This is a genomic window from Streptomyces sp. SID14515 (genome assembly GCF_010548505.1).
Classification (GTDB): domain Bacteria; phylum Actinomycetota; class Actinomycetes; order Streptomycetales; family Streptomycetaceae; genus Streptomyces; species Streptomyces caviscabies.
Genome location: NZ_JAAGMH010000067.1, coordinates 82,626 through 94,298, shown reverse-complemented (window position 1 = coordinate 94,298; position 11,673 = coordinate 82,626). Strand labels below are relative to the sequence as shown.

The window sequence follows — 11,673 nt, the reverse complement described above, 5'->3', positions numbered from 1 at the left end:
GCGGCCGGAGCCGCTGCCTCGGGAGCCGGAGCGGCGGCGGGGGCCTCCTGGGCCGGGGCCGGAGCCTCGGCCGGAGCGGCGGGGGCCTCGGCGGCGGGGGCCGCTGCCTCGGCCGGAGCGCCCGAGCCGTCGTCGATGACGGCCAGCTCGGCGCCGACCTCGACGGTCTCGTCCTCGGCGACCTTGATGGAAGCCAGCACACCGGACGCGGGGGCGGGGATCTCGGTGTCGACCTTGTCGGTCGAGACCTCGAGCAACGGCTCGTCGGCCTCGACGCGCTCGCCCTCGGCCTTCAGCCAACGGGTGACAGTGCCCTCGGTGACGCTCTCGCCGAGCGCCGGAAGGGTTACGGAAACCGACATGGTTTCAGTTGCTCCTTACGAAAATGCGGAAGTGGTCGGTCGTCGCGCCCGGGACCGGGGGATCAGTCGTGGGCGTGGAGAGGCTTGCCGGCCAGTGCCAGGTGAGCCTCGCCCATCGCCTCGTTCTGCGTCGGGTGTGCGTGGATGAGCTGGGCGACCTCGGCGGGCAGCGCCTCCCAGTTGTAGATCAGCTGGGCTTCGCCGACCTGCTCGCCCATACGGTCGCCGACCATGTGGACGCCGACCACGGCACCGTCCTTGACCTGGACGAGCTTGATCTCGCCCGCGGTCTTCAGGATCCGGCTCTTGCCGTTGCCCGCGAGGTTGTACTTGAGGGCGACGACCTTGTCCGCGCCGTAGATCTCCTTGGCCTTGGCCTCGGTGATGCCCACGGAGGCGACCTCGGGGTGGCAGTAAGTCACCTTCGGCACGCCGTCATAGTCGACCGGGACGGTCTTGAGACCGGCCAGCCGCTCCGCCACCAGGATGCCCTCGGCGAAGCCGACGTGGGCGAGCTGGAGGGTCGGGACGAGGTCGCCCACGGCCGAGATCGTCGGGACGTTGGTCTGCATGTACTCGTCGACCAGGACATAGCCGCGGTCCATCGCGACGCCCTGCTCCTCGTAACCGAGGCCCTGCGAGACCGGGCCGCGGCCGATCGCGACCAGCAGCACCTCCGCCTCGAAGGTCTTGCCGTCGGCGAGCGTCACGCGGACGCCGTCCTGGGTGTACTCGGCCTTGTCGAAGAAGGTGCCGAGGTTGAACTTGATGCCGCGCTTGCGGAACGCGCGCTCAAGAAGCTTGGAGCTGTTCTCGTCCTCGACCGGGACGAGGTGCTTGAGGCCCTCGACGATGGTGACCTCGGTGCCGAACGACTTCCACGCCGAGGCGAACTCGACGCCGATGACGCCGCCGCCGAGCACGATCGCGGACTTCGGCACGCGGTCGAGCTTCAGCGCGTGGTCCGAGGAGATGATCCGGTTGCCGTCGATCTCCAGGCCCGGCAGCGACTTCGGCACGGAGCCGGTCGCCAGCAGCACGTGGCGGCCCTGGATGCGCTGGCCGTTCACGTCCACGGAGGTGGGGGAGGAGAGCTTGCCCTCACCCTCGATGTAGTGGACCTTGCGCGAGGCGATGAGACCCTGGAGACCCTTGTACAGGCCCGCGATCACATCGTCCTTGTACTTGTTGACGGCCTCCATGTCGATGCCCTCGAAGGTGGCCTTCACGCCGAACTGGGCCGACTCGCGGGCCTGGTCCGCGATCTCGCCCGCGTGCAGCAGCGCCTTCGTGGGAATGCAGCCGTTGTGCAGGCAGGTGCCGCCGACCTTGCCCTTCTCGATCAGGGCGACGTCCAGGCCCAGCTGCGCTCCGCGCAGGGCCGCGGCGTAACCGCCACTGCCACCGCCGAGGATCACTAGGTCGAAAACGGTGCTGGCGTCGTTCGCCACGTCACGTCCTCCATGCATGTGCGCCGTACGCCGGGCCCCGTCGCTGGGGTGTGACCGGCCGGTCGGCTGGTGTGCGGCCGCTTTTGTCTTCGGCCCTGTGGTGGGGGCCCTGTCCTGCCGAGAACCCATCTTCGCACTTGTCGACGGTGGGCGGGACGCGGGGCCCGGGTCCGGGACGGATCATCGTCCGTTCCGGAGGGTTACTGCTGCGTGGATCGCTACGGATTCGGCCGGTGTTCGTCGAGAGCGAAACCCGTTCGCCCTCCGCCGCTCATCCTTGCCGCTTCCGCTCCGAGAACACGTACGGCCCCGGACCTATGCCCGGGGCCGTACGTGTCATCGGCGGGGTCCGGCTCAGCCGAGGTCGCCGTCGGCGGTGCGCTCGGCGAGGCGCACCAGGGTGCGGACCGCGGAGCCGGTGCCGCCCTTGGGCGTGTAGCCGTACGGCGCGCCCTCGTGGAAGGCGGGGCCCGCGATGTCCAGGTGGGCCCAGGCGATGCCCTCGCCCACGAACTCCTTCAGGAACAGGCCGGCGACCAGGCCGCCGCCCATCCGCTCGCCCATGTTGGCGATGTCGGCGGTGGGGGAGTCCATGCCCTTGCGCAGGTCGGCGGGGAGCGGCATCGGCCAGGAGGGCTCGCCGACCTCCTCGGCGATCTCGTGGATCGACGTACGGAAGGCGTCGTCGTTGGCCATGATCCCGAAGGTGCGGTTGCCGAGCGCCAGCACCATGGCGCCGGTCAGGGTCGCCACGTCGACGATCGCGTCCGGCTTCTCCTCCGAGGCGCGGGTCAGCGCGTCGGCCAGGACGAGCCGGCCCTCGGCGTCGGTGTTGAGGACCTCGACGGTCTTGCCGCTGTACATGCGCAGCACATCACCGGGGCGGGTGGCGTTGCCGGAGGGCATGTTCTCGGCCAGCGCCAGCCAGCCGGTGACGTTGACCTTCAGGCCCAGGCGGGCGGCCGTGACGACGGCGGCGAACACGGCGGCGGCGCCGCTCATGTCGCACTTCATCGTCTCGTTGTGGCCGGCCGGCTTGAGCGAGATGCCGCCCGAGTCGTAGGTGATGCCCTTGCCCACCAGGGCCAGGGTCTTCTCCGCCTTCGGGTGCGTGTAGGCGAGCTTCACCAGGCGCGGGCCGTGCGTGGAACCCTGGCCGACGCCGAGGAGGCCGCCGAAGCCGCCCTTGACGAGAGCCTTCTCGTCGAGGACCTGGACCTTGATGCCGTGCTCCTTGCCCGCGGCGGTGGCCACGGCGGCGAAGGACTCGGGGTACAGGTCGTTCGGCGGGGTGTTGATCAGGTCGCGGGCGCGGTTGATCTCCTCGACCAGCGCGAGGGCGCGCTCGACCGCGGCCTTGTAGGCCTTGTCGCGCGGCTTGGCGCCGAGCAGGGCCACCTCGGCGAGCGGCTGCTTCGGGCCGCTGTCCTTGGACTTCGCGTCCTTGGGCGCCAGCTTGTTCTCGCCGCCCTGGTAGGCGGTGAAGGCGTACGAGCCGAGGAGCGCGCCCTCGGCGACGGCGGCGGCGTCCTCGACGGAGGCGGCGGGCAGCGCGAAGCCGGCCTTCTTGGAACCGGTCAGCGCGCGGGCGGCGGTGCCCGCAGCGCGGCGCAGCGCCTCGGCGTCGTACGCGTCCTCCTTGTCCGGGACCGGACCGAGACCGACCGCGACGACGACCGGGGCCTTGAGGCCGGACGCGGCGGGCAGCTTGGTCAGTTCGCCCTCGGCACCGGTGGCACCCAGGGTCTCCAGGACGGCGGCGAGCTTTCCGTCGAACGCCTTGTCCACGGCCTCGGAGCCGGGCGCCAGGACCGGTCCCTTGGCGCCCTTGGCGACGCCGACGACGAGTGCGTCGGCGCGCAGCGTCGCCGCACCGGCAGTGCTGAGAGTGAGAGCAGTCACGGTGGTGAAATCTCGCTTCCGTTGAGTTCGAGTTCGGTCGAGGGGTGGGCCGACCGTGCCCGGCGCATCGTAGACGCCCCGACGATGTGCCGGGAATGAGCCTACGCGCGCGGTTCCTGCTCCGTGACGGCGGCGGGCCGTTCCCCGCCGCCACGGGGGACATCGCACCGATGTGCCGCGCCGTCAGGCGCCGAACGCCAGCACCACCAGGGCCGCCGTCGCCGCGGTCTCCTCGACGCCCCCGAAGACGTCCCCGGTGACCCCGCCGAACCGCCGTACGCAGTGCCGCAGCAGCAGTTCGGCGGCGGCGAGCGCGCCGAGCACCGCGAGCGCGTGGCGCAGCGCCGCGTACGGGCCCAGCAGCGCGCCCGCCGCCGCGCACAGCGCCACCGTCACCACCACCGCGAGCAGCGCCCGCCCGGCCGGGACCGTGGCGGCCACCGTCGCCCCGAGCCCCTCCGGCCGGGCCGCCGGGACGCCCTGACGGGACGCCAGGGTCAGCGCGAGCCGGGCGGCGACGCCCGCCACGACGGCCCCCAGCGCCCCGTGCGCCCAGCCCTGCCCGTACAGCTCGAAGAGGACCGCGACCTGGGCCAGCAGGACCAGCAGCAGCGTGATGACACCGAACGGCCCAATGTCGGACTGCTTCATGATCCGCAGCGCGTCCTCGGCCGGCTTCCCGCTGCCGAGGCCGTCCGCCGTGTCCGCCAGGCCGTCCAGATGCAGCCCCCGGGTGAGCGCGGCGGGCACCGCGACGGAGGCCACCGCCGCGAGCGGCGGCCCCGAGCCGGCCAGCAGCGACAGCGAGCCGATGGCGGCGGCGAGCAGCCCCACGACGAGCCCGGCGAGCGGGGCGCAGAGCATCCCGGAGCGGGCGGTCGCGCGGTCCCAGCGGGTCACGCGGACGGGGAGCACGGTCAGGGTGCCGAAGGCGAAACGCAGCCCGTGGCTGTTCAGGGAGGTCACCGCGCGCAGGCTAGCCGCCGGCGCCCACCGATAGATTGGCCGAAACACGGCAAACCGCGGTGAAACCGGATGTATCGGGAGTGGGTGGCATGGGTCACTGGTGGCACGACAACATCACGGAGCCGGGCAAGCTGCCGCTGCTCCTCGCGCTGGCCGCCTTCGTCCTGACCTTCGCGATCACCCGCACCATCACCCGCATGATCCGCGCCGGGAAGGGCCCGTTCGGCAACATCACCCCGGGCGGGGTGCACATCCACCATGTGGTGCCCGGGGTCGTGCTCTCGGTGATCGGCGGGTTCGGCGCGGTGGCCAGCGGGCGGCAGGGCGTGGCCGCCGGGGTCTTCGCGGTGATCTTCGGGGTGGGGGCCGGTCTGGTGCTCGACGAGTTCGCCCTGATCCTGCATCTGGACGATGTGTACTGGACCGAGGAGGGCCGCCAGAGCGTGGAGGTGGTCGTGCTGACCGCCGCGCTGGTGCTGCTGGTCCTGGCGGGCTTCTCCCCGCTCGGCGTCGACGACGTCACCGACGAGGAGCAGCAGAGCCGCTTCGGCGTCATCACGACGTACGTGATCAACTTCTGCTTCGTCCTGATCGCCCTGTTCAAGGGCAAGGCGCGGATGGCGGTGCTCGGCACCCTCGTCCCGTTCGTCGCGCTGGTCGGCGCGATCCGGCTGGCCCGCCCCACCTCGCCCTGGGCCAGGCGCTTCTACCGCCACCGCCACCGGGCCCGCTCCAGGGCGCTGTTGCGGGCCTACCACCACGATGTGCGCTGGGTCGGGCCGCGCCGGAAGTTCCAGGACCTCATCGGCGGCGCCCCGGACCGGGTGCCGCTGCCGCCGTCGCCCAGACCCTGAAGCGCTCCGCTGCCGCCCGCGCCCAGGTCCTGAGCGCCGCGCCGCCGCCCGAGCCACTCCCGTACGCCGCACACCGCCAGGACGGCGGCGATGGCGGCCAGATGCTCGCGGCCCGCCAGGTTGTCCTTGACGAGGACCTCCACCACCATCGCGAGGACCACCAGCGCCCCGGTGAACCAGGCGCGCTGCTGGTGGCAGACGTACACCGCGAGCCCCACGACCGCCGCCGAAGGGCCGGTGTCCACCACCTGCGCGTCGGAGGCGGGCAGCCCGAGGAAGGTCTCGGGACCGAGCGCGATGCCGACCCGGGCGTACAGCGTGCCCGCCAGCGTCGCGGCATACGCGACGGCCAGGGTGCGCCACCGCCCCAGGCACACCTCCGCGATGCCGAACACCAGCAGGATCTGCGCCAGCGCGCCCCACACCGGCAGATCGAGCGCGGGCACGAACAGCGACAGCGGCGTCCGCAGCAGGGCGAGCCAGAGCGGGTCCTCGGCCCGTACGGCTCCGAGGTTCCGCACCGGCAGGTAGCCCCACGCCTGGTTCTGCACCACCTGGACGGTCGCGGTCAGCGCCACCGCGACCAGAGTCAGCGCGAGCGCCCGCGCCCACCGTCCGGCGAGCCCCCGCCGTACGGTCGTGCACAGCGGGCCCCACTCCCGTACCGCCGCCCGGCGCAGGGCCGGAAGACGGCTCATCCGCTCGTCTCGAACAGCATGGAACGGGCCCCCGGTCGGTCGTCGGTCGGTCGTCGGTCGGTACGCGGCGTCGGCGCGGATGTGCGCCGAGCCGCGATCGCTCACGAAGACGGGCCGGGGCAGCGCGAAGTTGAGCGACACCCGAGTGATGCCGATCTCGTCCGCGCGGGGCGGGGCCCGGGGTCTCAGACTCCGTCGAGAGCCGCGGCGTCCGACTCCGCTTCCGACGCCACCGGGGCCTCCGGCTCCTCGTCCGCGGCCTTCTCCGGCTCGCGCTCCGGCAGTTCGGCGGCCAGCGCCGCCGCGGCCTGCACCAGCGGCAGGGCCAGCAGCGCGCCGCTGCCCTCGCCGACCGTCACCCCGTGGTCCAGCAGCGGGGTCAGCGCCATCCGGTCCAGCGCCTTCGTCTGCGCGGGCTCCCCGCTGACCTGGCCGGCCAGCCACCAGTCCGGCGCCCGGAACGCCGCCCGCTGCGCCACCAGCGCGCAGGCCGCCGAGACGACCCCGTCCAGGATCACCGGCATCCGGCGCACCGCGCTCTGCAGCAGGAAGCCCGTCATCGCCGCCAGGTCGGCCCCGCCGGAGGCGGCCAGCAGCTCCAACTGGTCGCCGAGCACCGGCCGGGCCCGGCGCAGCGCGTCCCTGATCGCCGCGCACTTGCGCATCCACGCCAGGTCGTCGATGCCCGCGCCACCGCGCCCGGTCACCACGGAGGCGTCCGTTCCGCAGAGCGCCGCGACCAGCGTGGCCGCGGCCGTCGTCCCGCCCACGCTGAGGTCGCCGAGCACCACCAGATCGGTGCCGGAGTCCGCCTCCTCGTCGGCGATGGCCATGCCCAGCCGGACCGCCTGCTCGGCCTCCTCGGCGCTCATCGCGTCCTCGACGTCGATCCGCCCCGAACCCCGCCGCACCCGGTGCCGCACCACGGACTCGGGCAGCAGCTCCGGATCGCAGTCCAGCGACACGTCCACGATCCGCATCGGCACCGAGAAACGCCGCGCCAGCACCGCGACCGGGCTCGCCCCGTCGAGGGCGGAGCGCACCAGCTCGTACGCGCCTCCCGCCGGCCGGCCGGAGACGCCCAGCTCCGCCACCCCGTGGTCACCGGCGAAGAGCACCAGACGCGGCTGCTCGACGGCCCTGACCGGCACGGACTGCTGCGCGGCGCTGAGCCACTCGCCCAGCTCGTCGAGCCGTCCGAGCGCCCCCGGCGGTACGGTCAGCCGCTCGCGCCGCTCCTCGGCATCGCGCCGCACACCCCCGTCGGGGCGTTGGATCAGGTCGGAGAAGTCGTCCAGGTTCACGGAGGTCTGCCTCGCGGGTCGTCACGTCGGGTCCGGTGCGGAACCCGGCGGCGGGCCCCTGGGGCGGGTCCGGCGGATCAGGATCGGATCGGCCGGACACGCCCTGCCCGGAACAGTACCGGTCGGTCCACCGGCCGGTCCCGGCCGCGAGCAGCACGCCCCCGGGACGGGTCCGGCCCCGGCCCACCGGTCACATCTACCCCCGCAGCACCAGCGTCTGACCCGCCACCACCAGCAGCACCTGTTCGCACTCGGCCGCCACCGCCGCGTTCAGCCGCCCGAGCTCGTCCCGGAACCGCCGCCCCGCCGCCGTCGCCGGAACCACCCCCGACCCCACCTCGTTGGTCACCAGCACCACCGGCCGCCGGGTCCCGCGCACCGCCGCGACCAGCTCCGCGACCCGCGCCCGCAACGCCGTCTCGCCGCCGTCCCGCCACCGCTCGTCCTCCCAGGCCGCGACCCGGTCCATCGCGTCGGTCAGCCACAGCGACAGGCAGTCGATCAGCAGCGGCGGCCCGTCCGCCCGCAGCAGCTCCGTGAGCTCGCAGGTCTCCTCGGTCCGCCAGGCGCCCGGCCTGCGCTCCCGGTGCAGCCCGACCCGGGCCGCCCACTCCGGGTCGCCGTCGCGGCGGCCGCCGGTCGCCACGTACACCACCTCCGGGAACGTCTCCAGGCGCTGCTCCGCCTCCAGCGACTTCCCCGACCGCGCGCCCCCGGTCACCAGCACCCGGCGCGGCACGTCCGGCACCGCGTGGTACTCGCCCACCACCAGCGTCGTCCCGTCCGGCACCGCCCGCGCCCCGGCCGCCGCGAGCCGCCGCTCCAGCGCCGCGCCCGGCGGGGCGTCGTGGTCCAGGTGGACCGCGATCACCTCGGTCGTCGGGCCGACCGCGCCGGCCGACCGCAGCCGGGCCACCGCGTCGGGCCGCGCGATCACATCGAGGACGACCATGTCGTACGGCGGATCCGCCCGCCCGTCGAGCCCCGAGGGCGCGGCTCCCGGCGGCAGGTAGAGCAGCCGCTCGCCCTCCGGGGCGGTCACCTCGTACCCGGTCCCCGGCGCGTCCATCGCCACCGCCCGCACCCGGTGCCCGCTGATCAGCGTCAGGACCTGGCCGTCCGGCACCCGCCCGGCCGGCGGCAGCAGGGCGGGCAGTTCGACGGCGGGCCCGTCGTGCGGGTGGGTCAGCAGCACCTGGCGGACCGCGGCCAGCGAATGCCCCGCACGGGCGGCCGCGAACACCGCTCCCGGGGTGAGGTCCAGCAGCAGTGCGTCGTCGACCAGCAGGGCCGTCGCGGCCCGCGCCCACGGGCCGCGGGCCGAGGCGCAGGCCGCGCAGGGGCAGGAGGGGCGCGGCAGCCCTTCGGGGGCTCCGGTGCCGAGCAGAGTCAGTTCCACACCTTGATCCTCCCGCGTCCCCCCGCGAGGTGCGCGCCCGGCTAGGCTGCGGAGCAGCAACGCGACCCAGGAGGCTGGCATGGCGTGGACGTGGCGGTTCGAGAAGTCCGACGGTACGGAGACGGAGCCGGCGCTGCAGCCGGAGGAGTTCACCACCCAGGGCGACGCGGAGTCCTGGATCGGTGAGTACTGGAAAGAGCTCCTGGAGGGCGGTGCCGCACAGGTGACGCTCTTCGAGGACACCACCAAGATCTACGGCCCGATGAGCCTGCAGGCCGACAGCGCCTGACGCCCGGCCCACGGGCAGGGGCGGTACGGGAAACCCCGTACCGCCCCTGTCTTCCGGTTCTCCGGGATCAGATCTCGCCGAGCGTGACCTCCGCCGTCCGGCTGTCGCCGTCGCGGGTGTACGTCACCGTCACCTTCTGGCCCGGCTTGTCACCCGCCAGCGCCTCCGAGAGCGAGGTGATCGTGGTGACCGGGGTGTCCCCGATCTTCGTGATCGTGTCGCCGGGCTTCAGCCCCGCCTTGTCCGCCGCGCCGCCCCGGTCCACGCTGACCAGCGCCACCCCGGCCGGGCGGTAGTCGTCGTCGACGACCGTACGGCCGGTGATGTTCAGCGCGGCCCGGCCCGAGTCGGTGACCTTGCCGTCCTTGATGATCTGGTCCGCGACCGTCTTCACCATGGAGACGGGGATCGCGAAGCCGATGCCCGGCGCCGCGCTGTCGCCCATCTGCGGGTCGGTCGCCGCGAGGGTCGGAATGCCGATCACCTGGCTGTCCAGGTTGACCAGCGCCCCACCGCTGTTGCCCGGATTGATCGCCGCGGACGTCTGCACCATGTTGGCGATCGTCGCGTCCGTGCCGCCGCCCGCCCGGCTCTCGCTCACGGTCCGGCCGAGCGCCGAGACGATGCCCTGGGTGACGCTGCTGGACAGGCCGAGCGGCGAGCCCATCGCCAGCACGATCTGGCCCACCTCGACCTTCTCCGCGTCGCCGAACTTCGCGGGCTTCAGCCCGTCCGGCACCTCGTCGAGCTTGATCACGGCCAGGTCCTGCTCCGGGTAGGAGGAGACCAGCGAGGCGTTCAGCACCGCCTCCCCGGTGGCGACGCTGACCTTGAACTTCTTCTCGTCGCCGACCACATGGGCATTGGTGACGATGTGCCCCCGGTCGTCGTAGACGACCCCGGAACCGAGGCTGTCCGAGGCGTCGATCTGCACCACCGACGGCAGCACGTCGTTGATGACGGCCTGGTAGGCGTCCTGCAGATCGTCGGGGGCGCGCTTCACCGCACCCTGCGCCGTGCCCGACGCGGGGGCCTCGGGCGCCGGGGCCGCCGCGTCCGTACCGGAGCAGCCACCGGCCAGGGCGAGGGCGCAGACGGCCGCGGACAGGGGGATCAGCAGCCTGCGCGCCCGGCTGCGGGAGGGGGATGCGTCCATATCCGGAGTCTGTGGGTCGGCCCGTTCGGGTGCCCGTACTGATGGGCCGAACGGGCCCGCTCAGCGGAAGTCGTCGGCGCGCTCCCGCGCCCAGGAAGGGAAGGCGCGCGCGGGCTCCGGGCCCGCCGGTGGCCGCCCTCCGCGCGGGACGCGGCGGACGGCCGGCCGCGGTCGCCGCGCACTGCTCCAGCGTCTCCTCCCGCGTGCCTTCCGGAATCTCGGCCTGCCGCCGTCGCACCGGGTCCTGAACCCAGGAACCGGACAGGAACAGCCGCCGGTCGACGGGTGAGTTGAGCGTCCTCGATCCGTACCAGACGCCGAAGGCCCGCTGTCCGCGAAAGGCTCCGAGGCGCGGATCGAAACCCTGGTCGACCCCGACGGACCGGTCACCGGCCTTGGGGATCGGCATCGGGTGCACCACCCAGGCCCGGGGCGGCCCGATCCGGGTGAGATACCCCGCCAGTGGCGGGAGCACCGGGGTCGCGAGGATGTACGAGCGGCGGGGGCGGCCGTGGCGTTGCTAGCCGCGCACCCCGCACAGATGCAGCAGCGCCGCCACACCCCGGTACGGGTCGGTCCGCCCGGCCCGGTCCTCCAGGGTCAGGACCCGCTCCAGCTCCTCGGCCGGCGGCTCCGCGTCGTTCTCCACGCCGTCGGTGAAGACCCGCACCCCGTACCAGGCGTGCAGCGGCGCGGCGATCCCCGCGAGCGTGGCCCGCAGCGCGTCGAGCCGGTCCGCGCGCACCGTGACGCCGAGGTGGTCGGTGCAGGTGGCGGTGTCGAAGGCGGCCAGGGCTGCGCCGAAGTCACCGGCGAGCCCCGGGCGCATCGCGAGCGCGTCCGCGTTCCGTACGAGCAGGGACAGCAGGCCGCCCGGGGCCAGCATCCGGGCGAGCCCGGCCAGCATCGGGTCCGGCTCCTCGACGTACATCAGGACGCCGTGGCAGAGCACCACGTCGAAACTGCCGGGCAGGAAGTGCACACCGGTGTCCCGGCCGTCGCCCTCGATCAGCCTGACCCGCTCCCGGATGCCCTCCGGCTCGGTCGCCAGCGACGCGCGGGCCGCCGTCAGCAGCTCCGCGTCCGACTCCAGGCCGGTCACCGAGTGACCGGCCCGCGCGAGGCGCAGCGCCTGGGTGCCCCGGCCCATGCCGACGTCCAGGACGCGCAGCCGCTGCCCCACCGGGAAGCGGGCGGCTATCTGCTCGTCCAGCTGCCGTGCGACGAGCTCCCGGCGGACCCGGTCGCGTACGCCGACGGAACCTGCCGGGCACGCCGAGGAGACCCCGGTC

General features: G+C 73.6%; 11 protein-coding genes. 2 read left to right on the top strand and 9 right to left on the bottom strand.

Going from position 1 to position 11,673, the window contains the following annotated elements; all coding sequences use genetic code 11:
• The 4 genes from G3I54_RS13295 to G3I54_RS13280 all read right to left on the bottom strand — a co-directional run.
• Positions 1-362 (bottom strand): biotin/lipoyl-containing protein (locus tag G3I54_RS13295; RefSeq protein ID WP_343240328.1); only part of this gene is annotated, 362 nt, incomplete at its 3' end.
• Positions 363-424: 62 nt separating this feature from the next.
• A complete protein-coding gene (gene lpdA / locus G3I54_RS13290; protein WP_164614335.1) occupies positions 425-1,813 on the bottom strand; it encodes a dihydrolipoyl dehydrogenase in 1,389 nt (462 codons plus the stop codon).
• Between the two features lie 354 nt (positions 1,814-2,167).
• The gene (locus G3I54_RS13285) at positions 2,168-3,715 is read right to left on the bottom strand and encodes a leucyl aminopeptidase (RefSeq protein WP_164614333.1); all 1,548 of its coding nucleotides are present in this window, start codon (positions 3,713-3,715) and stop codon (positions 2,168-2,170) included.
• A 183-nt stretch (positions 3,716-3,898) separates the two neighbouring features.
• Positions 3,899-4,681 carry an adenosylcobinamide-GDP ribazoletransferase gene (locus G3I54_RS13280; RefSeq protein ID WP_164614331.1) on the bottom strand — a complete coding sequence of 261 codons (783 nt, stop codon included), beginning with the start codon at positions 4,679-4,681 and terminating at the stop codon, positions 3,899-3,901.
• A gap of 89 nt (positions 4,682-4,770) precedes the next feature.
• Here G3I54_RS13280 and G3I54_RS13275 point away from each other — a divergent pair, with 89 nt between their 5' ends.
• The gene (locus G3I54_RS13275) at positions 4,771-5,535 is read left to right on the top strand and encodes a hypothetical protein (RefSeq protein ID WP_164614329.1); all 765 of its coding nucleotides are present in this window, start codon (positions 4,771-4,773) and stop codon (positions 5,533-5,535) included.
• Here G3I54_RS13275 and G3I54_RS38975 read toward each other — a convergent pair.
• The 3 genes from G3I54_RS38975 to G3I54_RS13260 all read right to left on the bottom strand — a co-directional run bounded on the left by G3I54_RS38975 (position 5,433) and on the right by G3I54_RS13260 (position 8,936).
• Entirely contained in the window at positions 5,433-6,233 is an 801-nt protein-coding gene (locus G3I54_RS38975; protein ID WP_203686110.1) for a hypothetical protein, read from the bottom strand. The genes G3I54_RS13275 and G3I54_RS38975 overlap by 103 nt on opposite strands.
• A gap of 185 nt (positions 6,234-6,418) precedes the next feature.
• The gene (cobT, locus tag G3I54_RS13265) at positions 6,419-7,537 is read right to left on the bottom strand and encodes a nicotinate-nucleotide--dimethylbenzimidazole phosphoribosyltransferase (protein ID WP_164614325.1); all 1,119 of its coding nucleotides are present in this window, start codon (positions 7,535-7,537) and stop codon (positions 6,419-6,421) included.
• 196 nt (positions 7,538-7,733) lie between these two features.
• Positions 7,734-8,936 (bottom strand): bifunctional adenosylcobinamide kinase/adenosylcobinamide-phosphate guanylyltransferase, encoded by a 1,203-nt coding sequence (locus tag G3I54_RS13260; protein WP_164614323.1) that lies wholly within the window; start codon positions 8,934-8,936, stop codon positions 7,734-7,736.
• Positions 8,937-9,015: 79 nt separating this feature from the next.
• On the opposite strand from G3I54_RS13260, the gene G3I54_RS13255 reads away from it, so the two are divergent.
• The gene (locus G3I54_RS13255) at positions 9,016-9,225 is read left to right on the top strand and encodes a hypothetical protein (protein WP_030080718.1); all 210 of its coding nucleotides are present in this window, start codon (positions 9,016-9,018) and stop codon (positions 9,223-9,225) included.
• 67 nt (positions 9,226-9,292) lie between these two features.
• Here G3I54_RS13255 and G3I54_RS13250 read toward each other — a convergent pair whose 3' ends face one another.
• Both G3I54_RS13250 and G3I54_RS13245 read right to left on the bottom strand, forming a co-directional pair.
• Entirely contained in the window at positions 9,293-10,381 is a 1,089-nt protein-coding gene (locus tag G3I54_RS13250) for a trypsin-like peptidase domain-containing protein (RefSeq protein ID WP_164614321.1), read from the bottom strand.
• Between the two features lie 520 nt (positions 10,382-10,901).
• Positions 10,902-11,594, bottom strand: a complete 693-nt coding sequence (locus G3I54_RS13245) for a methyltransferase domain-containing protein (protein ID WP_164614341.1) — start codon at positions 11,592-11,594, stop codon at positions 10,902-10,904.
• Positions 11,595-11,673 lie beyond the last annotated feature (79 nt).

Excerpts from the sequence above, each read along its gene's own strand:
- G3I54_RS13275 (WP_164614329.1), top strand. The coding sequence starts at position 4,771 with ATGGGTCACTGGTGGCACGACAACATCACGGAGCCGGGCAAGCTGCCG.
- G3I54_RS38975 (WP_203686110.1), bottom strand. The coding sequence starts at position 6,233 with ATGAGCCGTCTTCCGGCCCTGCGCCGGGCGGCGGTACGGGAGTGGGGC.
- G3I54_RS13255 (WP_030080718.1), top strand. The coding sequence starts at position 9,016 with ATGGCGTGGACGTGGCGGTTCGAGAAGTCCGACGGTACGGAGACGGAG.
- G3I54_RS13250 (WP_164614321.1), bottom strand. The coding sequence starts at position 10,381 with ATGGACGCATCCCCCTCCCGCAGCCGGGCGCGCAGGCTGCTGATCCCC.